The organism is Streptomyces diacarni, assembly GCF_003323715.1.
Classification (GTDB): domain Bacteria; phylum Actinomycetota; class Actinomycetes; order Streptomycetales; family Streptomycetaceae; genus Streptomyces; species Streptomyces diacarni.
This window is the reverse complement of the sequence record NZ_QOIN01000071.1, coordinates 87,132-110,051: the sequence shown is the minus strand read 5'-3', so window position 1 is coordinate 110,051 and position 22,920 is coordinate 87,132. Positions and strand designations below refer to the sequence as shown.

General features: G+C 71.0%; 20 protein-coding genes and 2 tRNA genes. 14 read left to right on the top strand and 8 right to left on the bottom strand.

Annotation, left to right across the window (positions count from 1 at the left end):
- Nucleotides 1–52: 52 nt before the first annotated feature.
- From rsmG to rpmH, 6 genes are all read right to left on the bottom strand, one after another.
- Nucleotides 53–808: a 16S rRNA (guanine(527)-N(7))-methyltransferase RsmG gene (rsmG, locus tag DTL70_RS32275; RefSeq protein WP_114025569.1), complete on the bottom strand. Its 756-nt coding sequence runs from the start codon at nt 806–808 to the stop codon at nt 53–55.
- The gene (locus DTL70_RS32270; protein WP_114025603.1) at nt 805–1,269 is read right to left on the bottom strand and encodes a Jag family protein; all 465 of its coding nucleotides are present in this window, start codon (nt 1,267–1,269) and stop codon (nt 805–807) included. The genes rsmG and DTL70_RS32270 overlap by 4 nt, the downstream gene beginning before the upstream one ends.
- 110 nt (nt 1,270–1,379) lie before the next feature.
- Nucleotides 1,380–2,621, bottom strand: coding sequence for a membrane protein insertase YidC (gene yidC, locus DTL70_RS32265; RefSeq protein ID WP_114025568.1), 1,242 nt, complete (start codon nt 2,619–2,621; stop codon nt 1,380–1,382).
- Between the two features lie 3 nt (nt 2,622–2,624).
- Nucleotides 2,625–2,915 (bottom strand): membrane protein insertion efficiency factor YidD, encoded by a 291-nt coding sequence (gene yidD, locus DTL70_RS32260; protein ID WP_114016797.1) that lies wholly within the window; start codon nt 2,913–2,915, stop codon nt 2,625–2,627.
- Entirely contained in the window at nt 2,912–3,340 is a 429-nt protein-coding gene (gene rnpA / locus DTL70_RS32255; protein ID WP_114025567.1) for a ribonuclease P protein component, read from the bottom strand. Before rnpA ends, yidD begins: the two co-directional genes overlap by 4 nt.
- Nucleotides 3,341–3,364: 24 nt before the next feature.
- On the bottom strand, nt 3,365–3,502 hold the full coding sequence (rpmH, locus tag DTL70_RS32250) for a 50S ribosomal protein L34 (protein WP_016906158.1): 138 nt from the start codon (nt 3,500–3,502) through the stop codon (nt 3,365–3,367).
- A gap of 526 nt (nt 3,503–4,028) precedes the next feature.
- Between rpmH and dnaA the strand changes: the two genes are divergently transcribed.
- The 12 genes from dnaA (at nt 4,029) to DTL70_RS33990 (ending at nt 19,023) form a co-directional block, all read left to right on the top strand.
- The gene (dnaA, locus tag DTL70_RS32245) at nt 4,029–6,149 is read left to right on the top strand and encodes a chromosomal replication initiator protein DnaA (RefSeq protein ID WP_114025566.1); all 2,121 of its coding nucleotides are present in this window, start codon (nt 4,029–4,031) and stop codon (nt 6,147–6,149) included.
- An 862-nt stretch (nt 6,150–7,011) separates the two neighbouring features.
- Nucleotides 7,012–8,142, top strand: a complete 1,131-nt coding sequence (dnaN, locus tag DTL70_RS32240; protein ID WP_114016800.1) for a DNA polymerase III subunit beta — start codon at nt 7,012–7,014, stop codon at nt 8,140–8,142.
- A 255-nt stretch (nt 8,143–8,397) separates the two neighbouring features.
- Complete coding sequence (gene gnd / locus DTL70_RS32235; RefSeq protein ID WP_114025565.1) at nt 8,398–9,336, top strand: phosphogluconate dehydrogenase (NAD(+)-dependent, decarboxylating); 939 nt, start codon at nt 8,398–8,400, stop codon at nt 9,334–9,336.
- A gap of 10 nt (nt 9,337–9,346) precedes the next feature.
- On the top strand, nt 9,347–10,513 hold the full coding sequence (gene recF / locus DTL70_RS32230; RefSeq protein WP_114025564.1) for a DNA replication/repair protein RecF: 1,167 nt from the start codon (nt 9,347–9,349) through the stop codon (nt 10,511–10,513).
- Nucleotides 10,510–11,094, top strand: a complete 585-nt coding sequence (locus DTL70_RS32225; protein ID WP_425470430.1) for a DciA family protein — start codon at nt 10,510–10,512, stop codon at nt 11,092–11,094. Before recF ends, DTL70_RS32225 begins: the two co-directional genes overlap by 4 nt.
- Nucleotides 11,095–11,458: 364 nt before the next feature.
- Nucleotides 11,459–13,552: a DNA topoisomerase (ATP-hydrolyzing) subunit B gene (gene gyrB, locus DTL70_RS32220; RefSeq protein WP_114025562.1), complete on the top strand. Its 2,094-nt coding sequence runs from the start codon at nt 11,459–11,461 to the stop codon at nt 13,550–13,552.
- Between the two features lie 77 nt (nt 13,553–13,629).
- Nucleotides 13,630–16,245 (top strand): DNA gyrase subunit A, encoded by a 2,616-nt coding sequence (gene gyrA, locus DTL70_RS32215; RefSeq protein ID WP_114025561.1) that lies wholly within the window; start codon nt 13,630–13,632, stop codon nt 16,243–16,245.
- Between the two features lie 43 nt (nt 16,246–16,288).
- Nucleotides 16,289–16,849, top strand: coding sequence for a DUF3566 domain-containing protein (locus DTL70_RS32210; RefSeq protein WP_114025560.1), 561 nt, complete (start codon nt 16,289–16,291; stop codon nt 16,847–16,849).
- A 72-nt stretch (nt 16,850–16,921) separates the two neighbouring features.
- Nucleotides 16,922–16,995, top strand: a tRNA-Ile gene (locus tag DTL70_RS32205).
- Between the two features lie 193 nt (nt 16,996–17,188).
- Nucleotides 17,189–17,446 (top strand): hypothetical protein, encoded by a 258-nt coding sequence (locus tag DTL70_RS32200; protein WP_147266852.1) that lies wholly within the window; start codon nt 17,189–17,191, stop codon nt 17,444–17,446.
- 382 nt (nt 17,447–17,828) lie between these two features.
- Nucleotides 17,829–18,785, top strand: coding sequence for a YihY/virulence factor BrkB family protein (locus DTL70_RS32195; protein ID WP_245980237.1), 957 nt, complete (start codon nt 17,829–17,831; stop codon nt 18,783–18,785).
- A 103-nt stretch (nt 18,786–18,888) separates the two neighbouring features.
- The gene (locus DTL70_RS33990) at nt 18,889–19,023 is read left to right on the top strand and encodes a DLW-39 family protein (protein WP_220182642.1); all 135 of its coding nucleotides are present in this window, start codon (nt 18,889–18,891) and stop codon (nt 19,021–19,023) included.
- Nucleotides 19,024–19,147: 124 nt separating this feature from the next.
- Here the strand turns inward: DTL70_RS33990 and DTL70_RS32190 are convergent, their stop codons facing one another.
- Nucleotides 19,148–19,699, bottom strand: a complete 552-nt coding sequence (locus DTL70_RS32190) for a helix-turn-helix domain-containing protein (RefSeq protein WP_114025557.1) — start codon at nt 19,697–19,699, stop codon at nt 19,148–19,150.
- Nucleotides 19,700–19,827: 128 nt separating this feature from the next.
- Here DTL70_RS32190 and DTL70_RS32185 point away from each other — a divergent pair.
- Nucleotides 19,828–19,900: transfer RNA gene (locus DTL70_RS32185), tRNA-Ala, on the top strand.
- Between the two features lie 102 nt (nt 19,901–20,002).
- Here DTL70_RS32185 and DTL70_RS32180 read toward each other — a convergent pair.
- On the bottom strand, nt 20,003–22,081 hold the full coding sequence (locus DTL70_RS32180) for an ATP-binding protein (protein ID WP_114025556.1): 2,079 nt from the start codon (nt 22,079–22,081) through the stop codon (nt 20,003–20,005).
- Nucleotides 22,082–22,347: 266 nt separating this feature from the next.
- On the opposite strand from DTL70_RS32180, the gene DTL70_RS32175 reads away from it, so the two are divergent.
- Nucleotides 22,348–22,884 (top strand): STAS domain-containing protein, encoded by a 537-nt coding sequence (locus DTL70_RS32175; protein ID WP_114025555.1) that lies wholly within the window; start codon nt 22,348–22,350, stop codon nt 22,882–22,884.
- The last annotated feature ends 36 nt before the right edge of the window (nt 22,885–22,920 follow it).

Genomic DNA, 22,920 nt, shown 5'->3' with positions numbered 1-22,920 from the left:
ACGACGGCGCGGCCGATGTGCGGCCGGGCCGTCGTGCGGCCCGGCCGGGGGCTCAGCGGCCGCGGCGTCCGCCGCGCGCCGCGCGGCGGGCCGCCTTCTCGGCCTTGGCCCGCCTGGCGGCGAAGCGGACACCGCCCGGGCTCTCGCCGACCCGGGCCCGCACCACCGTGGAGAGGGGGTCCACCACACCGCGGCCGATCTGCTCCACCGTGGTCTCCACGACCCCCAGCTTGTGCAGCGCGTCGCGCGCCGTGCGGACCTCATCCTCGGCGGTGTCGCCCTTGAGGGCCACCATCTCGCCGTAGGGGCGCAGCAGCGGCACGCCCCAGCCGGCCAGCCGGTCCAGCGGTGCGACCGCGCGGGCGGTCACCACGTGCACCGGCGTCAGCGTGCCCAGCATCTCCTCGGCCCGTCCACGCCGCACCGTCACGTGGTCGAGCCCCAGCAGTTCGACGACCTCCTGCAGGAAGGTCGTCCGCCGCAGCAGCGGCTCCAGCAGCGTGATCTCCAGGTCCGGGCGCACGAGCGCCAGCGGAATCCCCGGCAGCCCGGCGCCCGAGCCGACATCGCACACGGAGACGCCCTCGGGCACCGCCTCGGAGAGCACCACGCAGTTCAGCAGGTGCCGTTCCCACAGCCGCGGCACCTCGCGCGGACCGAGCAGGCCCCGCCGCACCCCGGCGTCCGCCAGCAGTTCGGCGTACCGCCGCACGGCGGGCAGGCTGTCCCCGAACGCCTTGTGTGCCGCCTGGGGAGCGGGCGGCAATTCCGCCGTGTGCTCCTGCGGCTCCCCCGCGTACCCGGTCACGGGAGGACGACCACGCAGCGCTGCGGCTCCTCGCCCTCGGACTCGCTGCGCAGCCCGGCGGCCTTCACCGCGTCATGGACGACCTTGCGCTCGAACGGGGTCATCGGACGCAGCTTCACCGGCTCGCCCGAGCCCTTGGCCTCCTTGGCCGCCTGCTCGCCCAGCTCGGCCAGCTCCTCGCGCTTGCGGGCGCGGAAACCGGCGACATCCAGCATCAGCCTGCTGCGGTTGCCCGTCTCACGGTGCACGGCCAGGCGCGTCAGCTCCTGCAGAGCCTCCAGCACCTCACCGTCCTTGCCGACCAGCTTCTGCAGGTCGCGCGAGGAGCCCTCGCCGACGATCGAGACGACGGCGCGGTCGGCCTCGACGTCCATGTCGATGTCGCCGTCCAGATCGGCGATGTCGAGGACGCCCTCGAGGTAGTCGGCCGCGATCTCACCCTCCTGTTCCAGACGGGTCAGGCTGTCGGTCTCGGCCTCGGTGTTCTCAAGGCCGGTCGCGTCCGTGCTCTCGGGAGCTTCCGTGCTCTCGGGGGCGGTCGTGTCCGTCACGGCGGGGACTCCTTCGGTGCTCACTTCTTGGAGGGGTGCTTGGGACGCTGGGGGCCCTTGCGCTGCTGCCCGGTCTTCTTCTGACCCGACTTGGCCTGGCCACCGCCCTGCTTCTGACCGCTCTGCTTGGCGCCGCCCTGCTGCTTACCCGACGCCTTCTGCCCCGAGCTCTTCTGGCCCGCGCTCTTCTGGCCGCCCTTGCCGGTGGCCGAGCCGCCGGTGGTGCCGGACTTCTGGGCGGAGTCGGCCTTCTCGGCGGAGTCGGACTCGTCCTTCTCCAGCGACGCGGTGGCCGAGGAGGCGCCACCCTGCTTGGAACCCGCGGCGAGGGGGCCGCCCTGCCGCTGTGCCTTCGTCTGGCGCTTGGGCTGCTGACGGCGGGACCTGGCGGCCTCTGCGGCCTCGCGGGCCTCGACCTCCTTCGGGTCCTCCTTCAGCTTGCCGGCGGCCCGCAGCCGCTCCTGGCGCTCCGTGTAGGCGCGGGAGCCGGGCGTGGGGTTGCGCTTGATCACGAAGAGCTGCTGGCACATCGTCCACACGTTGGTGGTCAGCCAGTAGATGAGGACACCGACGGGGAAGTTGATACCGAAGACGGCGAACATCACGGGGAAGACGTACATCAGCATCTTCTGCTGCTGCATGAACGGCGTCTTCACCGTCAGGTCGACGTTCTTGGTCATCAGCTGGCGCTGCGTGTAGAACTGCGACGCCGACATCAGGACGATCATGATGACCGTGACGACGCGGACGTCGACGAGGGACGCGGACAGGTCCCTGACCTGCTCGGCACCGTCCATGAACTTCGCGGCGAGCGGGGCACCGAAGATCTTCGCGCTACGGGCGCTGTCGACCTGCTCGGCGTTGAGCACGCCCACCGGCTTGTTGTCCGCGATGTGGCTGAGCACCCGGAAGAGGGCGATGAAGAACGGCGACTGCGCGAGGATCGGCAGGCAGCTGGAGAGCGGGTTGGTGCCCGTCTCCTTGTAGAGCTTCATCATCTCTTCGCTCTGGCGCTGCTTGTCGCTCTTGTAGCGCTCCTGGATCGCCTTCATCTTCGGCTGGAGCGCCTGCATGTTCCGGGTCGACTTGATCTGCTTCACGAAGAGCGGGATCAGACAGATCCGGATCAAAACCACCAGGAAGAAGATGGACAGACCCCAGGCCCAGCCGCCGTCCGGGTCGAAGACCAGGCCGAACAGCGAATGGAACTGGACAATGATCCAGGAGACAGCGGTATAGAGAGGACTCAGGATCGTGTCCACGAATCAGGCTCCTTGGGCGTTGGACTGGGTCCGGTGCTGCTGCCAGCGGGAGCGGATCCGCTGGTGCCATACCGGGTGCTTCCGGGCGGGGACATGGTCGACGCCACCGGGCGACCACGGGTTGCAGCGCAGGATGCGCCAGGCCGTCAGTGCCGTCCCCTTCACGGCGCCATGGCGGTGGATGGCCGTGTAGCCGTAGTGGGAGCACGACGGGTAGTACCGGCACACGGGGCCGAGCATCGGACTGATCGTCCACTGGTACAGCTTGATCAACCACAGCAGCGGGTACTTCACGGCGCTCTCCCTCCCGGTTCACGGCCGGGATCGCGGGGGCTGTCCCCCGAGTCGGCAGAGCGAGGGGACCCTTTGAGCAGCTTCCGCAGCGCGGCGTCCAGATCACGGACCAGCTGAGCGTGGTCCGCCTCTCCCGCGCCGGGCAGCGCCCGTACGACAACCAGGCTACCTGCGGGCAGCTTGCACAGACGTTCGCGCATCAGAGGGCGCAGACGCCGCTTCACACGGTTACGGACGACGGCGTTGCCGACGGCCTTGCTCACGACGAAACCCGCACGTGTCGGAGGGACCTCCCCCTCCGACACGTGCGGGTCCGTTTGACTGCGTAGATGCACGACGAGGAGCGGGCGTCCGGCCCGGCGTCCTCGGCGTACCGCGGTCGCGAAGTCCTCGCGCCGCCTCAGCCGGTTCTCGGTAGGCAGCACGTCATGGACCTGTGGTCAGGCCGCTCAGGCCGACAGGCGGGCGCGACCCTTGCTGCGGCGGTTCGCGACGATCGCGCGGCCGGCGCGGGTCCGCATGCGCAGCCGGAAGCCGTGGGTCTTCGCGCGGCGGCGGTTGTTCGGCTGGAAGGTGCGCTTGCTCACTCGGGGGCTCCAGGGATGCTTCGTGTCCCACGGAACACCGCAGGACAGGGTGTGGGGAGTCGACTGGCTGTCACCGTGCGCCCACGAGTAGCTCGCAACGCCCGAGTGTGCACCGCTTCATGATCGGTCGGGCGAACCCTGCGATCTTGCCCATCGGAGGCAGGCGGCAGCAGCCGTCGACACTCGACCTGGTTACGGTACGCGCGCCTACGCCATCCGGTCAAACCCGCGCCGACGGGGCACCCGGGACCCGCCCACGGGTCCTGCGGCCCGGCCGCACCCCCTCCGCACCGCACCGCGCCCCGCCCGCGCCCACTACCGCACCCGTACGGCACCCGTACAGCACTCGTGCACAGCCTGTGGACAACGACTTGAACGGGGCAGGTCCGCGTGACTACCGTGGCCGAACTTCCTTTTCTTCCCGACCGTCCCCGGAACCACACATGCGAGGGACCTGGTCGGTCACCGGACGACGACCGTCACCCAGCGAGTGACCCGTCACCCAGCGAGTGAGAGAGCGTGCCCTGTGGCTGACCTACCTGCCGATCTTGCCGCAGTGTGGCCACGGGTGCTGGAACAGCTTCTGCGCGAGGGGCGCGAGGGGAGCAGCGTCGAGGCGAAGGACCAGCGGTGGCTGCAGGACTGCCAGCCCCTCGTGCTGGTCTCGGGCACCGCACTGCTGGGCGTACCGAACGAGTACGCGAAGCAGGTCCTGGAGGGCCGGCTCGCCCCGGCGATCACCGAAGCGCTGAGCCGTGAGTGCCGGCAGCCGATCCGCCTGGCGATCACCGTGACGGGGCCGATGCCGCAGGCCGCCTCGCCCGCACCCCCTGCGCCGCCGGCCGCCGCCTCGATCCCGTCGCCCACACCGGCCCCCGAGCAGCAGCCCCAGCACGCGCAGCGGGAGTCCGCCTACGAACCGGCGTACGAGAGCTACCCACCGCGCGAGACGTACGAGGGCTACGACCAGCGCGACGACCGCGGCCCCCAGCAGGGCGGGCCCCCATACGGCGGCCCGCAGCCAGGGCCCCCGTCCGCGCCGGCCGCCCCCGATCACCAGGATCAGCCGCAGGCCCCGCAGGACCGCTTCGAGCCGCAGGACCGCTACGACCAGCAGGACCGGTTCGACCAGCCGGAGCGCTACGAGCAGTACGAGGGCCGCGAGCAGTACGAGAGCCGGGAGATCCCGGGGGCCCGCTCCGCCTACCCCGAGTATCCGCACGGCCCGGGGCACGCGCCCGGACCGTCCTCGTGGCAGCAGCAGCGGCGCGACCCCTACCCCCCGCAGCGCCAGCGGCCCCAGCACTACGACCACCGGCAGCAGGGGTACGAGCAACAGGGCTACGAGCCGCAGCCGTACGAGCAGCAGTCCTACGACCAGCCGAGCTATGACCAGCCGAGCTATGACCAGCAGTCGTACGACGCCTACGAACCGCAGCACCAGCACCAGCCGCCGCAACAGCCGCAGCACCAGCAGCGGCCCCGGCCGCAGGTGCCGCCGCAGGGGCGGCCGCCCGCCCCGCATTACGACAGCCCGTCCCAGCTGCCCGCGCCCAGCGGCGCGCCGGGGCCGCTGGCCGCGCAGCCCGCGCCCGCGACCGGGCCGGGGGAGCCGACGGCACGGCTGAACCCGAAGTACCTCTTCGACACCTTCGTGATCGGGGCCTCGAACCGCTTCGCGCACGCCGCGGCCGTCGCCGTGGCGGAGGCTCCGGCCAAGGCCTACAACCCGCTGTTCATCTACGGCGAGTCAGGCCTGGGCAAGACGCACCTGCTGCACGCGATCGGGCACTACGCGCGCAGCCTGTACCCGGGTACGCGCGTGCGGTACGTCAGCTCGGAGGAGTTCACCAACGAGTTCATCAACTCCATCCGCGACGGCAAGGCGGACGCGTTCCGCAAGCGCTACCGCGACATGGACATCCTGCTCGTCGACGACGTCCAGTTCCTGGCGGACAAGGAGTCGACGCAGGAGGAGTTCTTCCACACCTTCAACACCCTGCACAACGCCAACAAGCAGATCGTGCTCTCCAGCGACCGGCCGCCCAAGGCGCTGGAGACGCTGGAGGACCGGCTGCGCAACCGCTTCGAGTGGGGGCTGATCACCGACGTCCAGCCGCCCGAGCTGGAGACGCGCATCGCGATCCTCCGCAAGAAGGCGGTACAGGAGCAGCTCAACGCACCGCCCGAGGTGCTGGAGTTCATCGCCTCCCGCATCTCGCGCAACATCCGCGAGCTGGAGGGCGCGCTGATCCGGGTGACGGCCTTCGCGAGCCTGAACCGGCAGCCGGTCGACCTCGGGCTGACGGAGATCGTCCTCAAGGACCTGATCCCCGGCGGCGAGGACGCCACTCCGGAGATCACCGCGCCGGCCATCATGGCGGCCACCGCCGACTACTTCGGGCTGACGGTGGACGACCTGTGCGGTTCCTCGCGCAGCCGCGTGCTGGTGACGGCGCGCCAGATCGCCATGTACCTGTGCAGGGAGCTGACGGATCTGTCGCTGCCGAAGATCGGGGGACAGTTCGGCGGCCGCGACCACACCACGGTGATGCACGCCGACCGGAAGATCCGCGCGCTGATGGCGGAGCGGCGGTCCATCTACAACCAGGTCACGGAGCTGACCAACCGCATCAAGAACGGCTGACGCGGCTCGACGCGCGGCTCGACGCCCACCCGCTGACGAACAGCCGACGAGCGACTGACGGCGGCCGACGAACAGCCGACGAGCGGCCTGCGGGCACCCAGGGCCCCCGGGGAGTTCTCCCCGGGGGCCCTTCGCTGTTCGATTCGCAGGGTGTTGAGCGGCTCGGTCCACAGCTGTGGCCGGTTCACCGCGTCCACACCCTGGGGACCCTCGCCGTTGTCCCAAGGGCGTCCACAAGCGGACCCGTGGGAGAGTGTTCGCCGAGGTCATCCCCCTGTGTATTTGTGGGCGGCCGTTGTCCACAGCTGTGGAGGGCCGAAGCGGTCGTCGGCGGCCCGGCGACTTGTCCACCGCCCGCCCACAGGATGAGGCCGCTTTTCCCCAGTGAACAGCCACTTCTCCACAGAACTGTCCACTGTTCGGCAACGCAACGCGCCCACTCACCGGTCCGAGTGAAAGCGGTCACATCGAGGCCGAGGATTGGGCTGTGGGAAAGGTGGGTAAATCTGTGGGCGCCGCTGTGGGGAAACCCCCTCTGCCTGTGGGCGGGTTGTGGGGAACTTTTCGCCGTCCACAGCGAAGGCCCCTTCATCCACGGGTCCACCCACAGGCGCGGTGGACAAAATTCCGGCTCTGAGCTGCGAAGACGGGCTTTTCCACGGTTTCCACAGCCCCTACTACTACGACGACACCTAGAGAGCCCCGGATTCGCTTCGAAGTGGGGGCTGTGCACAACTCGGCGCCTCGCGCCTCGGGCCGGTTCGGCTCGACTTGACCCGCACCCGCTCCCGCTGTCGGTCCCGTGCGTCAGACTGGTCCCCGGCAACAGCACGTAAGCAGGCAGCGCGGGAGGCGGCTGAAGGTGAAGATCCGGGTTGAACGGGATGTCCTCGCGGAGGCGGTGGCATGGACGGCCAAGAGCCTCCCCGCCCGACCGCCGGTGCCGGTGCTCGCGGGCCTGCTGTTGAAGGCGGACGACGGCGCGCTGAGCCTCTCCGGCTTCGACTACGAGGTGTCGGCGCGGGTCTCCGTCGAGGCCGAGGTCGAGGAGGAGGGCACGGTCCTGGTGTCGGGCCGGCTGCTGGCCGACATCTGCCGCGCGCTGCCCAACCGCCCGGTGGAGATCTCCACAGACGGTGTACGGGCGACCGTGGTCTGCGGCTCCTCCCGGTTCACCCTCCACACCCTGCCCGTGGAGGAGTATCCGGCGCTGCCGGAGATGCCGTCGGCCACCGGCACCGTCCCCGGTGAGGTCTTCGCCGCCGCTGCCCAGCAGGTGGCCATCGCGGCGGGGCGGGACGACACGCTGCCGGTGCTCACCGGTGTGCGCATCGAGATCGAGGGCGACACGGTCACGCTGGCCTCCACCGACCGCTACCGCTTCGCGGTCCGCGAGTTCCTGTGGAAGCCGGAGACGCCGGAGGCCTCCGCGGTGGCGCTGGTGCCGGCCAAGACGCTGCTGGACACGGCGAAGTCGCTCAGCGGCGGTGACAGCGTCACGCTGGCGCTCTCGGGCTCGGGTTCGGGCGAGGGCCTCATCGGTTTCGAGGGCGCCGGGCGGCGGACGACGACGCGGCTGCTGGAGGGCGACCTGCCCAAGTACCGCACGCTGTTCCCGACCGAGTTCAACTCGGTGGCCGTGATCGAGACGGCGCCGTTCGTGGAGGCCGTCAAGCGCGTGGCGCTGGTCGCGGAGCGCAACACTCCGGTGCGGCTGAGCTTCGAGCAGGGTGTGCTGACGCTGGAGGCGGGGTCGAGCGACGACGCACAGGCTGTGGAGCGCGTCGACGCCGATCTGGACGGTGACGACATCTCGATCGCCTTCAACCCCGGTTTCCTGCTGGAGGGCCTGAGCGCGATCGACTCGCCGGTGGCGCAGCTGTCGTTCACCACCTCGACCAAGCCGGCGCTGCTGAGCGGCCGTCCCGCCAAGGACGCGGAGGCCGACGAGGCGTACAAGTACCTGATCATGCCGGTGCGGCTGTCGGGCTGACGCCTCCGCCGCTGTCGGGCCGGTGCTCCGCCCCGGCGCCCGGCGCCGGTCCCGTCCGCTGCTGCGCGGCACGTGCCCGGCGGTCTCGTACGGTCCCCGGCACCGGCGCCGTTGTCGGGGACCGCCGGCTTCCGCCGGATGTCCGGCGGGCCGTCCCCGGCGCCGCCCTGTCCGCAGCCTGTGGAGGCGTAGGGTCGAATGCGCACGAAACTGCGGTAACGCGAGATACGCGGGAAACACAGCTAAGGGGCAGTGATGGAGCTCGGTCTGGTCGGTCTCGGGAAGATGGGCGGGAACATGCGTGAGCGCATCCGCCGTGGAGGCCACACGGTCATCGGGTACGACCGGAATCCGGACATCGCGGACGTCGGCAGCCTCAAGGAGCTGGTGGGGGCGCTCAGCGGGCCGCGTGTGGTGTGGGTGATGGTGCCGTCGGGCGCGGCCACCCAGTCGACCGTCGACGAGCTGGCCGAGCTGCTCTCCCCCGGTGATCTGGTGGTCGACGGCGGGAACTCGCGCTGGACCGACGACGAGAAGCACGCCGAGGAGCTGAGGGCCAAGGGCATCGGCTTCGTCGACTGCGGCGTCTCGGGCGGCGTGTGGGGCCTGGAGAACGGCTACGCGCTGATGTACGGCGGCTCCGCCGAGGACGTGGCGAAGGCGCAGCCGGTCTTCGACGCGCTCAAGCCCGAGGGGGAGTTCGGCTCTGTCCACGCGGGCAAGGTGGGTGCGGGCCACTTCGCGAAGATGGTCCACAACGGTATCGAGTACGCGATGATGCAGTCCTTCGCCGAGGGCTGGGAGCTGCTGGAGTCCGCCGATTCGGTGACCGACGTGCGTGAGGTCTTCCGGTCCTGGCAGGAGGGCACGGTCATCCGCTCCTGGCTGCTGGACCTGGCGGTCAAGGCGCTGGACAGCGACGAGCACTTGGAGGCGCTGCGCGGCTACGCGGCCGACTCGGGCGAGGGCCGCTGGACGGTGGAGGCGGCGATCGACAACGCGGTGCCGCTGCCGGCGATCACCGCGTCGCTGTTCGCCCGTTTCTCCTCCCGCCAGGACGACTCCCCGCAGATGAAGATGATCGCCGCGCTGCGCAACCAGTTCGGTGGGCACGCGGTGACCGCGGCCGACAAGGTGGGGGAGATGGGCGCCGACTCCCCGGGTGCCGACGTCACGCCGCCCACGGGGGGCTGACGGCGCACCGATGCACGTCAGGCATCTCTCGCTGGCCGATTTCCGGTCGTACGCCCGGGCCGAGGTCTCTCTGGGGCCGGGCGTGACCGCGTTCCTCGGGCCGAACGGCCAGGGGAAGACGAATCTCGTGGAGGCGGTCGGCTATCTGGCCACGCTGGGCAGTCACCGGGTCTCCTCGGATGCGCCGCTGGTGAGGCAGGGGGCCGAGCGTGCGGTCGTGCGGGCCCAGGTGCGGCAGGGCGAGCGGGAGCAGCTGGTCGAGCTGGAGCTGAATCCGGGCCGGGCGAACCGGGCGCGGATCAACCGCTCCTCGCAGGTGCGGCCCCGCGATGTGCTGGGGGTTTTGCGGACGGTGCTGTTCGCGCCGGAGGATCTGGCGCTGGTCAAGGGCGATCCGGGTGAGCGGCGCCGGTTCGTGGACGAGTTGGTGGTGGCGCGGGCGCCGCGGATGGCGGGGGTGCGTTCGGACTACGAGCGGGTGCTCAAGCAGCGCAACAGTCTGTTGAAGTCGGCGGCGATGGCGCGGCGGCACGGGGGCCGCGGGGTGGATCTGTCGACGCTGGATGTGTGGGATCAGCATTTGGCGCGGGCGGGGGCGCAGTTGCTGGCGCAGCGGCTGGATCTGCTGGCGGTGCTGGGTCCGCTGGCGGACAAGGCGTACGAGGCGCTGGCTCCCGGGGGCGGTCCTGTGGCGTTCGCGTACCGGGGTCCCGCGGCGGAGGGGGTGTCCGAGGCGGAGGCGTTTTCGGACGGTGGCGGTGCGGCGTCCGGTGGGCGGGCCGAGGAGCTGTACGGGGCGCTGCTGGGGGCGCTGGGTGAGGCGCGCAAGCAGGAGATCGAGCGCGGGGTGACGCTGGTGGGCCCGCACCGGGATGAGGTGCTGTTGCGGCTGGGTGAGCTGCCGGCGAAGGGGTACGCGAGCCATGGCGAGTCGTGGTCGTACGCGTTGGCGCTGCGGCTGGCCGCCTATGAGCTGCTCAAGAGCGAGGGGCACGAGCCGGTGCTGGTCTTGGACGACGTCTTCGCCGAGCTGGACGCGCGGCGCCGTGAGCGGTTGGCCCGGTTGGTGGCCCCGGCCGAGCAGGTGCTGGTGACGGCCGCGGTGCCCGAGGACGTTCCGGAGGTTTTGCGGGGGGCGCGGTTCGCGGTGGCGGATGGGGAGGTGAACGCGCTGTGAGCTTCGGTGCGGCGACGCCGGGTGGCGGGTCAGGTCCTTCGGGTGGGTCCGAGGGGCCTGCTGAGGGGAGGGAGCCGCAGTCGAGCAGTGGTGTGGATCTGGCGCGGGTGGCGTTGCGGGCCGCCAAGGAGCAGGCGCGGGCGCGGGGGGCGGAGGCGCAGCAGCGTCGGCAGGCCAGGCGGGGTGGCGGTCTGCGGTCGGGGGCGCGTCGGGACGGGCGTGATCCGTTGCCGTTGGGTGCGGCTGTCAGCAGGTTGATCGCGGAGCGGGGGTGGGAGACTCCGGCGGCGGTCGGTGGGGTGATGGGGCGCTGGCCGCAGCTGGTGGGGCCGCAGGTGGCGCAGCACTGTGAGCCGCAGCGGTATGACGAGGAGGAGCGGACCTTGTCGGTGCGGTGCGATTCGACGGCGTGGGCGACGCAGCTGCGGCTGTTGGCGCCGCGGCTGGTGGCGCGGCTGAACGAGGATCTGGGGCAGGGCACCGTGAGAATGATCAAGGTGCGGGGTCCGGAGGCGCCGCGCAGGGGGTACGGGCCGCTGCGGGCTCCGGGCAGCAGGGGGCCGGGAGACACCTACGGGTGAGGTCGGCCGGTGGCACCGCGGGCGGGGACTGCGGGTGGGGTCCGGGTGACGCCTGCGGGTTTTCGGACCCCTGACCGAGGGGGTTTCGGGTGGGTTCGTGGGGGTTTTCCGCGGGCTCGTCGCGGTGTGTGCGCGCTTCGGGACAGCCGGAGACGGGTCGAAGCGCTCAGCGCCACTGTGAAGCTCTTCGCCCCCCTCTCCAGATATGGGGAGTCGACGGACGCCAGTTCAGGGCGGCACATGCCAACTCAGGCACCGGCAAACCCCCACTCACATCTGAGTCACCGGTACACTGGGGGACTACCGCACCGTTGCGGAACATGTCGAACGACGCAGCCGCTCCGCATTGCCCTGGAGACGGCCTGTGCTGTGCCAGAAAGGGCGCTTCGTGGCCGATTCCGGCGATCTCAACGAGAACGAGCAGACGACTCCGCCGCAGCCCGCGGAGGTATCCCCCGAGCACGGCGGTGACCCCGCACCGGACCCCGCGGCGCCGCCGGTCGGCACGGCTGACCCGGCGGCGTACGACGCGAGCGCGATCACCGTCCTGGAGGGCCTGGACGCGGTCCGCAAGCGCCCCGGTATGTACATCGGGTCGACGGGTGAGCGTGGTCTTCATCACCTCGTGCAGGAGGTGGTCGACAACTCCGTGGACGAGGCGCTGGCCGGCCACGCGGACACCATCGACGTGGTGCTGCTGGCCGACGGCGGGGTCCGGGTGACCGACAACGGGCGCGGTATCCCGGTGGGCATCGTCCCCTCGGAGGGGAAGCCGGCCGTCGAGGTCGTGATGACGGTGCTGCACGCGGGCGGCAAGTTCGGCGGCGGCGGGTACGCGGTCTCCGGCGGTCTGCACGGTGTGGGTGTCTCCGTCGTCAACGCGCTGTCGACGAAGGTGGCCGTCGAGGTGCGGACCGAGGGGTTCCGCTGGACGCAGGACTACAAGCTGGGCACGCCCACGGCGCCGCTGTCGAAGAACGAGGCCACGGACGAGACCGGCACGGTCGTCACGTTCTGGGCGGACGGTGACATCTTCGACACCACCGAGTACTCGTTCGAGACGCTGGCCCGCCGTTTCCAGGAGATGGCCTTCCTCAACAAGGGCCTGACCATCACCCTGACCGACGAGCGCGAGGGCCACGTCGACGAGGAGGGCAGCCCGAACGCGGTCCGCTACCACTACGAGGGCGGCATCGCGGACTTCGTGCGCTACCTCAACTCCCGCAAGGGGGAGCTGGTCCACGACACGGTGATCGACTTCGAGGCCGAGGACAGCGAGCGGATGCTGTCGGTCGAGGTCGCCATGCAGTGGAACAACCAGTACAGCGAGGGGGTCTACTCCTTCGCCAACACGATCCACACGCACGAGGGCGGCACCCACGAGGAGGGTTTCCGCGCCGCGCTGACGGGCCTGATCAACCGGTACGCGCGCGACCGCAAGCTGCTGCGCGAGAAGGACGACAACCTCACGGGTGAGGACATCCGCGAGGGTCTGACCGCGATCATCTCCGTCAAGCTGGGCGAGCCCCAGTTCGAGGGCCAGACGAAGACGAAGCTGGGCAACACGGAGGCCAAGACCTTCGTCCAGCGGATCGTCCACGAGTACCTGACGGACTGGCTGGACCGGAACCCGAACGAGGCCGCGGACATCATCCGCAAGGGCATCCAGGCGGCCACGGCCCGGGTCGCGGCCCGCAAGGCGCGCGACCTGACGCGGCGCAAGGGGCTGCTGGAGACGGCGTCGCTGCCGGGCAAGCTCTCGGACTGCCAGTCCAACGACCCGGCCAAGTGCGAGATCTTCATCGTCGAGGGCGATTCGGCGGGCGGCTCGGCCAAGTCGGGCCGCGACCCGGAGTACCAGGCGATCCTGCCGATCCGCGGCAAGATCCTGAACGTGGAGAAGGCCAGGATCGACAAGGTCCTGCAGAACGCCGAGGTGCAGGCGCTGATCTCGGCGTTCGGCACGGGCGTGCACGAGGACTTCGACATCGAGAAGCTCCGCTACCACAAGATCATTCTGATGGCGGACGCCGACGTCGACGGCCAGCACATCAACACCCTGCTGCTGACCCTGCTCTTCCGCTTCATGCGGCCGCTGGTGGAGTCCGGGCACGTGTTCTTGTCCCAGCCGCCGCTCTACAAGATCAAGTGGAGCCGGGACGAGTACCAGTACGCCTACTCCGACCCCGAGCGCGACAGCCTCATCCAGCTCGGCCGCGAGCAGGGCAAGCGCATCAAGGACGACTCGGTGCAGCGCTTCAAGGGTCTGGGCGAGATGAACGCGGACGAGCTCCGCGTCACGACCATGGACATCGAGCACCGCGTCCTGCGCCAGGTCACGCTGGACGACGCGGCCGCCGCCGACGACCTGTTCTCCATCCTCATGGGCGAGGACGTCGAGGCCCGCCGCTCGTTCATCCAGCGAAACGCCAAGGACGTCCGTTTCCTGGACATCTGACGTCGGCCCACCCCGGCCCCACGCGCGCCGGGGTGCCCGAAGCGCGCCGCACACAGAGAAGGACTTGATCTTCAGACATGGCCGACGAGACCCCCACCACCCCTGACGAGCCCACGCCCGAGAACGCGCCCGCGCCCGACAGCGCGCTCGTGGACACCGAGGCGGGCGCCCGCGTCGAGCCCGTCGCCCTCGAGACGGAGATGCAGCGCTCCTACCTCGACTACGCGATGAGCGTGATCGTGAGCCGTGCGCTGCCCGACATCCGCGACGGCCTCAAGCCGGTGCACCGCCGGGTGCTGTACGCGATGTACGACGGCGGGTACCGCCCCGAGAAGGGCTTCTACAAGTGCGCCCGCGTCGTCGGCGACGTCATGGGCACCTACCACCCGCACGGCGACACCTCGATCTACGACGCGCTGGTGCGCCTCGCGCAGCCGTGGTCGATGCGGATGCCGCTGGTGGACTCCAACGGCAACTTCGGCTCGCCGGGCAACGACCCGGCCGCGGCCATGCGGTACACCGAGTGCAAGATGGCGCCGCTGGCCATGGAGATGCTCCGGGACATCGACGAGGAGACCGTCGACTTCCAGGACAACTACGATGGCCGCAACCAGGAGCCGACGGTCCTGCCGGCGCGCTTCCCCAACCTGCTGGTCAACGGCTCCGCCGGGATCGCGGTCGGCATGGCGACCAACATCCCGCCGCACAACCTGCGCGAGGTCGCCGCCGGCGCCCAGTGGTATCTGGACCACCCGGAAGCCTCCAACGAGGAGCTGCTGGAAGCCCTCATCGAGCGGATCAAGGGCCCCGACTTCCCCAGCGGCGCGCTCGTGGTCGGCCGCAGGGGCATCGAGGAGGCGTACCGCACCGGGCGCGGCTCGATCACCATGCGGGCCGTGGTGGAGGTCGAGGAGATCCAGGGCCGCCAGTGCCTGGTCGTCACCGAGCTGCCCTACCAGGTCAACCCGGACAACCTGGCGCTGAAGATCGCCGACCTGGTCAAGGACGGCCGGATCGGCGGCATCGCCGACGTGCGCGACGAGACCTCCTCGCGCACCGGGCAGCGCCTCGTCATCGTCCTCAAGCGGGACGCGGTCGCCAAGGTCGTCCTCAACAACCTCTACAAGCACACCGATCTGCAGACCAACTTCGGCGCCAACATGCTGGCCCTGGTCGAGGGCGTGCCGCGCACGCTGTCGCTGGACGCCTTCATCCGGCACTGGGTCGCCCACCAGATCGACGTCATCGTGCGCCGCACCCGCTTCCGGCTGCGCAAGGCCGAGGAGCGGGCCCACATCCTGCGCGGCCTGCTCAAGGCGCTGGACGCCATCGACGAGGTCATCGCGCTGATCCGGCGCAGCCAGACCGTCGAGGACGCCCGCGGCGGCCTGATGGACCTGCTGACGATCGACGAGATCCAGGCCAACGCGATCCTGGAGATGCAGCTGCGCCGGCTCGCGGCCCTGGAACGGCAGAAGATCACCGCAGAGCACGACGAGCTCCAGGCGAAGATCAACGAGTACAAGGCGATCCTGGCCTCGCCCGAGCGGCAGCGGCAGATCATCGGCGAGGAGCTGCGCCAGATCGTCGACAAGTTCGGCGACGACCGGCGCAGCCAGCTGATCCCCTTCGAGGGCGACATGTCCATCGAGGACCTGATCGCCGAGGAGGACATCGTCGTCACGATCACCCGTGGCGGCTACGTCAAGCGCACCAAGACCGACGACTACCGCGCCCAGAAGCGCGGCGGCAAGGGCGTGCGGGGCACGAAGCTGAAGGAGGACGACATCGTCGACCACTTCTTCGTCTCCACCACCCACCACTGGCTGCTGTTCTTCACCAACAAGGGCCGCGTCTACCGGGCCAAGGCCTACGAGCTGCCGGACGCGGGACGCGAGGCGCGCGGCCAGCACGTGGCCAACCTGCTGGCCTTCCAGCCCGACGAGCAGATCGCCGAGATCCTGGCCATCCGCGACTACGAGGCCGTCCCCTACCTGGTGCTGGCCACCAAGTCGGGGCTGGTGAAGAAGACCCCGCTCAAGGACTACGACTCGCCCCGCTCCGGCGGCGTCATCGCCATCAACCTCCGGCAGATGGACGACGGCAGGGACGACGAGCTGATCGGCGCCGAACTGGTCTCGGCCGACGACGACCTGCTGCTGGTCAGCAAGAAGGCGCAGTCCATCCGCTTCACCGCGACCGACGAGTCGCTGCGCCCGATGGGCCGCGCCACCTCCGGCGTGAAGGGGATGAGTTTCCGCGAGGAGGACGAACTGCTCTCGATGAATGTCGTGCGGGCGGGTACGTTCGTCTTCACGGCCACCGATGGGGGGTACGCGAAGCGGACGAACGTGGACGACTACCGGGTCCAGGGCCGCGGCGGTCTCGGCATCAAGGCCGCGAAGATCGTGGAGGACCGTGGCGAGCTCGTGGGGGCGCTGGTGGTCGAGGAGAGCGACGAGATCCTCGCCATCACCCTCGGCGGCGGTGTGATCCGCACGCGGGTCAGCGAGGTGCGGGAGACGGGCCGTGACACCATGGGCGTCCAACTGATCAACCTGGGCAAGAAGGACGCGGTCGTCGGCGTCGCACGCAACGCCGAGGCCGGTCGTGAGGCCGAGGAAGTGGAGGCCGCGGTGGGCGACCCCGAGGAGGGGGAGCCGCAGGACGCGCCCGGCTCCGAGGAAGACTAGTACCGACTAGGACGACCAGGACCACGAGGACGAGGAGCAGGGCGTGAGTGGTGCTCAGCCTCAGCCGAAGGCGCAACCGCAGCCTCAGCCGCAGGCCAAGCCACCGTCCCCGACGCAGCCCGAGCAGCAGCCGCACCGGCCGCCCCAGGCCTACCCCTCCCCGCAGGAGGACAAGGCAACCGGGCAGTCCGGCACCGTGCGCAAGCCCCGTACGGGGGCCCGCACGGTGCCGCGGACGCGCAAGGCGCGGCTGCGGGTGGCCAAGGCCGACCCGTGGTCGGTGATGAAGGTCAGCTTCCTGCTGGCCGTGGCGCTGGGGCTGTGCACCGTGGTGGCGGTGGCCGTGCTGTGGATGGTGATGGACGCGATGGGTGTCTTCTCCACCCTCGGCGGCACCGTCAGCGAGGCCACCAGTGCCGACGGCAGCAGCGGCTTCGATCTGGAGACCTTCCTCTCGCTGCCCCGCGTCCTGGTCTTCACCTCGCTCATCGCGCTGATCAACGTCGTGCTGGCCACGGCCCTGGCCACCCTCGGTTCCTTCATCTACAACCTCTCCGCGGGGTTCGTCGGCGGTGTCGAGCTGACCCTCGCGGAGGACGAGTAGTCCCTCGTCGGGACGGCCGGGAAACCGATTTGGGACCACGGCCCCGAGTGCGCTAATCTTTCGGTGCAGCGAGCGGCTATAGCTCAGACGGTTAGAGCGCTTCCCTGATAAGGAAGAGGCCCCAGGTTCAAGTCCTGGTAGCCGCACCGACGCAGCCGAAGGCCCGGTCCCCTCCGCGGGGGCCGGGCCTTCGGCGTGTGTGCGTCTCCTCCGCCGCGTGGGCGCCGCCCCTGCCGTGCGCTCATCGGGTGGAAGGCGCGGGCGGCGGAGTATGCGGCGCCCGCTTCGGTCAGCCTTCCTCCACGTAGCCGTCCCGCCCGACCAGGAGAAGCCATGCGCATGCCGACCGTTGTGAGCGCCGCGGGAGCGGCCGCCGCCCTCGCCCTCGCCCTCGGGACGGCCGGCGCCGTCGTCGCCGACGTGCCGGGCGCGCACCCGGGCGGAGCCTCGGCTGGGAGCGTGTCCGACAACGACACCACGTCCGTCACCGAAGGCTCCTTCGGCGGGCCCCTGGGTGCCCTGGCAGCCGACGCGGTCTCCCGCCACAGCGGGCCCTGGACGGATTCCTCGCCGGGCGGGCAGCGCGCCGCGCGGTGACGTTTGCCCCGCCGCCCGGCCTGGTACCGGTAGCCCGTCCTGGACGTCGGGGCACCGACGTCTCCTCGGCGAGCGGAGTGCTGTGATGACCAGTCCCGGACCCGAGCCGGAGCCCGAGCCGCACAACCCACCGAAGAACGGGCCGGAGGGTGGGCCGGTGAACGGGCCGGTGAACGGGCCGGTGAACGGGCCGGTGAACGGCTCGAGAGGCCGGCCGGAGACCGGTCCGGCCGCTGGGGGTGGCGCGGAACGCGTGCCTGAGGGCGGACGTGAGCCCGTGGACGAGCCCAGGCGCGCGTCAGGGGCCGAGCCTGAGACCGGGCCCCAGACCGGGCCCGGGGCCGGGTCCCGCCCCGGGGAGGAGGCGCGGCGGGAGAAGACCTTGGGGCGGCGCCCCGAGGGCCCCGCCCACCAGCGGCGCGGCGGGCTGGGACCGACGCTGAAGCGGACGCTGGCCGAGTTCAAGGAGGACAACCTCTCCGACTCGGCCGCCGCCCTCACCTACTACGCGGTCCTGTCGATCTTCCCCGCGCTGATCGCGCTGATCTCGCTGGTCAGCCTCGTGATGAGCCCGAAGAAGATCGTCAGCGCGCTGACCGACCTGGTCAGCTCGATCGGCCCGGCCTCGGCCGTGGACACCTTCAAGAAGCCGATCGAGTCCATGGCGTCCGGCTCGGGAACCCCGACCATCCTGCTGATCGTCGGCGCCCTGGGCGCACTGTGGACGGCCTCCGGATACGTGGGGGCCTTCATCCGCGCCTCCAACGTCATCTACGAGGTCGAGGAGGGGCGCTCCTTCTTCACGCTGCGCCCCGTCCAACTGGTGGTGACGCTGATCGCGGTGCTGCTCCAGGCGGCCGTCCTGGTCGCCCTGGTGGTCAGCGGGCCGCTGGCGAAGAAGGCCGGGGACGCGCTGGGGGTCGGGGACACGGCGGTCACGGCGTGGAACTGGGCCAAATGGCCAGTGATGGTGCTGGTCGTCATCCTGATCATCGCCGTGCTGCACTACGCCTCGCCCAACGCCAAGCTGCGCGGCTTCACCTCGGTGCTGCCCGGCGCCGTGCTGGCGCTGGTCGTCTGGCTGGTCGCGTCCGTGGGCTTCGCCTTCTACGTGGCCAACTTCGGGTCCTACAACAAGACCTACGGGGCGCTCGGCGGGATCGTCGTCTTCCTGGTGTGGCTGTGGCTGACCAACCTGGCCATCCTGCTGGGAGCGGAGTTCAACGCGGAGCGGGAACGTGGCAGGCAGCTCGCCGAGGGCGTGCCGGGCGCCGAGCGGGAGCTCCAGCTCCAGGAGCGTTCCCGCACCAAACGGAAGAAGCGTTCGCGCACGGCCTGAAGGCGCGCCGGGACCCGGCCGGGCCGACCCCTTTGTCCGTCGGGACCGTTGGGTATCATCGGCCGCCAGGAAGTCGAATGTCTATGAAGGACGAGGTAGCGCGGTGAAGAAGCTGATCCTGGTCGCACTGGCCGCAGTCGGCGGTCTCCTCGTGTACCGCCAGATCCAGGCGGACCGCGCCGAGCAGGACCTGTGGACGGAGGCGACCGACTCCGTGCCCGCGGGTTCGGGTGTGTGAGCCCGGCCGACAGCGAACGCCAGACGAGTTTCAGTAGGCCCTGACCGCCCCGAGCGGTCAGGGCCTTCGTCGTGGCCGCCCCGCGAGGCGAGCCCAGGGGAGGCGGGGAGGCGCGCGGAGCCGCTCAGTTCTGGTGCGCCTCGTAGTGCTTGACCGCGTCCGAGGTGCGGCCCGCGCCGTACACGCGCAGGAACTCGGCCAGTTCCGGATGCGAGGGGGCCAGCGCGTTCGAGGCGTCGATGATGTCGGCGGCGTCGGAGACCGAGCGCAGCAGGGCCTGGATCTCCCGCACGACGCGCTTGACGGGGGTCTGCGAGCCGCCGGAGGGGGCCGCCTGTGAGGCGTTGTGCAGCACGCTGCCGCCCGCCGTACGCCGGATCTCGTCCATCCGCCCCGTCGCATCGGCGGCGCTCACGTCGCCGCGCGCGACCTCGGCGGCCAGTTCCTGGAGGGCCTGCACGCGCTGGACGACGGCCGGGTTGCCGATCTTTGCGCGCTGCCCGCTCATGAGCTGCGAAAGCATAGGCGCGGACAGTCCGAGCACCGTCGCGAGGCGTGCCTGGTTGAGGCCGAGGTCGTCGATCAGCCGGCGGAAGAGAGTCCCCAACGGCTCGCCGTACCACTGACTCTGGAGCTCGCGCGCCTTGGCCGTCGCGTCTTGTGCTGCTGCGTCCATGAGGTCTCCCCTGGGCTCCCCTGTGTCACTTCGCTCGCGCGAACTTGCCGTGCATCCTACGGACGGCGACGGGTGCGGGCGATACCCGGTCGGAAGGAGTGCGCGGGAGCGCGTATCCTGGTGCGGACGGGGCCATAGCTCAGTTGGTAGAGCGCTGTCTTTGCATGGCAGATGTCAGGGGTTCGACTCCCCTTGGCTCCACGTCGACAAGCTCCCCCGACCTGCGGCAACGCGGTCGGGGGAGCTTTTTTCCGGGGTTGCGCCCCGGTGCCTTCCGACGCGGGGGACGGGCGGTGCGGCCCGTCACAGGTGCGGTGCGGGATCCGGCGTGGTCGCCCAGGTCACCACGTGGTCGCGGTCGGCCCGCAGTGCGTGCTCGAACAGCGCGGCGTACTCCGTCGGGCCCAGGCGGGTGCGGGCCGCCTCCTGCCCCCGCTCCCGCAGCGGCGCGACCTCGGGGGTGCCGCGCTGGTGGTGGCCGACGATCTCCCAGTGCTGTGCGCTGGCGCCGTAGGCGAGGGCCGCGTGCCGCGGGGCGCCGCGTTGCGCCCAGGAGGCGGCCAGCAGCTCCAGGCCGAGCGCGATGCCGAAGCGGTCGCCGAGGCGGCGCTTGGAGTCCAGCATGTCCCGTGCGTGCGTCGTCGCCTCGTCCGCCCTGCCCTCGAACAGGGCGACCAGTGCCAGTTGGTAGTCGGTGTAGGAGCGGGTCCAGTACTCCCCCGTGCGCACGCACGCGCGGCGCAGCGTCTCGGCCGTCTCGCGCGCCTCCTTCAGCTGTCCCGCGCCGGTGAGCGCGAAGACCCGCACCAGGCGGCAGAGGGTGGTGCCGAAACCGGACGCTTCGCGTCCCGGGGCGCCGCGCAGCGCCTCGTCGGCCCCCGCGAGGGCGGCCAGGGGGTGTCCGGTCAGCAGGGCGGCGAGTCCGTTCAGGTAGGCGGCCTGACGTACGCCCTCGGCGTCGTCGCCCGCGCGGGCCGACTCCCTGCTGAGGGCGGCGTACTTCCGTCCCGTCGCGTGATCGCCCTGGAGGACGTGCGCCAGCCCGAGCGACCACAGGCCCCGTGTCCGCCGGTGCCCCGGGCGGCCGGTGGCGGCGAGCGCGAGCTGCAGGAAGTGGTCGGTCTCGTACAGGTGGCCGCAGCACACCCAGAAGAACGCCACGTTCCCGGCCAGCTCCAGGGCCGCGTCCGGGTCGGCGCCCAGCAGGTACCGCAGAGCCTCGCGGACGTCGTGGTAGAGGCTCTCCAGCCGCGCGTACCAGCTCTGCTGGCGGGGGCCGAGCCACTCGTCGCGGGCCAGCCGGGACAGCTCCAGCACCACCCGGGCGTGCCGGGCGGTGACGTGTTCCTCCTCGCCCAGCTCCCGCAGCCACATGCGGCCGTACTCGCGGATGGTGTCCAGCAGCCGGTAGCGGCCGTCACTGCTCCGGGTGACGACGGACTTGTTGACCAGCCCCGCCAGGCAGGAGCGCAGCTCCCCGGGGTGCAGCGGCCCGCCGGCGCACACCTGCTCGGCGAAGGCCGCGTCGAAGCCGCCGGGGAAGGCGGCCAGCCGGGCCCACAGCAGGCGTTCGGTGGGGCGGCACAGCTCGTGGCTCCAGCCGACGGCGGTGCGCACGGCGCCGTGCCGCGCGGGTCGGCCCGGCGCGGGGACGTCGCCAGGGGGCGGGGTGCGGGGTTCGGCGGCGGTGTGCGGGGTGTGGGGGAGGTCGAGGCCGGAGCGGACCCGGGCGGTGGTTTCGGCGAGGCCGTGGTGGCGCAGTTGGGCCGCGGCCAGCTCCAGGGCCAGCGGAACGCCCTCCAGGCGGGCGCACAGGCGTGCCGCGAGCCGCTGTTGGGCGCCGTCCCGTACGGGGGCGCCGACCGCTTCGGCGCGCTGGGCGAACAGCGTCACCGCGTCGGTCGCGGTCTCCAGCGGCGGCACGGTGAGGACCGTCTCGCCGGCCGCACCCAGCGTCTCCCTGCTGGTGGCCAGCACCCGCATCCGGGGGCAGTCCGCCAGCAACCGCTCGATCAGGTGACGGCACTGGGGGACGAGGTGTTCACACGAGTCGAGGACCAGCAGCACGGGCCGCTCCGCCACCCAGGCGCACAGCGCGTCCAGCGGCATCCGCGAGGTGTGGTCCGAGAGGCCGAGCGCGTCGGCGACGGTGGCGGCGAGCAGTTCGTCCCCGGGCAGCGGCCACAGGTCGGCCCAGTAGGTGCCGCCGTCCGCCTCGGGGGTGCGTGCCGAGGCCGCCCGCAGGGCCAGCCGGGACTTGCCGACCCCGGCGCCGCCCACCAGGGTCACCAGCCGCCGCCGCCCGAGCGCGTCGCGCACCCGCGCCAGTTCGTCCACCCTGCCGACGAACGACGTTGTCTCCTCAGGGATGTTCTTCCGCACAGCTTCAAGTGTTCCCCCGATGCGCGGTCCTGGCGGCCACTTCGCGGTTTTCCGGGGGTGAACCACCGCACCGCACGGACTTGCTGAAGTGCTCTGCGGCCAACTTGCAAGCGGTTTACGCTTATTCCACTCGATCGGGTGATGGTGTGGGGGTGGCGCAGCGCCACCCCCAGGGACGCTGCCTATGCTTACGGGCCGATTTCCCGGACTCCTACGGTCAGATTTCCCGGACTCCTACGGTCACAAGGTCATACGCGAGGGCACCGATGGCACCGCACAGGGACGAGAGCGCCCGCACGCTGACATCCGCGGCGGGGGAAGAGCCCCCCGGCGGCACCGTGCGCTCCCGTGCCGGCGCGGACCGGACCGTGGTGGAGCTGAGCGGGGAGATCGACCTGGCCGTCGTCCTGGCCACCACGCCGCAGCTCTACGCGCTCACCGCGGCGCCCGCACGCCGCCTCGTCGCCGACCTGCGGCCCGTGACGTTCATCGACTGCAGCGGGCTCGCCCTTCTGGTGGACATCCGCTCCCGGGTGCTCGCGGGCGGCGGCACCTTCACCCTCGTGTGCGCGGACACCCGCGTGCTGCGGCTGCTGCGCATCACCGGGCTGGCCGACGTCCTGGCACCCCTGCCCACGCTCCCGGACGAGACGGCCGACGGCGTACCCGGGGCCGCGGGGGCCGACGGCGTACCCCCACAGGCGGCGGCCGACCGCGCCCGATCCCCGCGCCAGGAGGAGCGCGGCGCCCTGGCCGACGAGGGGGCGGACAGCGCCCCACACGCCCAGGGGCGGGAGACCTGACCAGGTCTCCCGCCCCTTCCGCTGGGCAGCCACCCT

Coding starts and splice junctions, on each gene's coding strand:
- gnd (WP_114025565.1), top strand. CDS start 8,398: ATGGAGCTCGGTCTGGTCGGTCTCGGGAAGATGGGCGGGAACATGCGT.
- recF (WP_114025564.1), top strand. CDS start 9,347: ATGCACGTCAGGCATCTCTCGCTGGCCGATTTCCGGTCGTACGCCCGG.
- gyrA (WP_114025561.1), top strand. CDS start 13,630: ATGGCCGACGAGACCCCCACCACCCCTGACGAGCCCACGCCCGAGAAC.
- DTL70_RS32200 (WP_147266852.1), top strand. CDS start 17,189: ATGCCGACCGTTGTGAGCGCCGCGGGAGCGGCCGCCGCCCTCGCCCTC.
- DTL70_RS32190 (WP_114025557.1), bottom strand. CDS start 19,699: ATGGACGCAGCAGCACAAGACGCGACGGCCAAGGCGCGCGAGCTCCAG.
- DTL70_RS32175 (WP_114025555.1), top strand. CDS start 22,348: ATGGCACCGCACAGGGACGAGAGCGCCCGCACGCTGACATCCGCGGCG.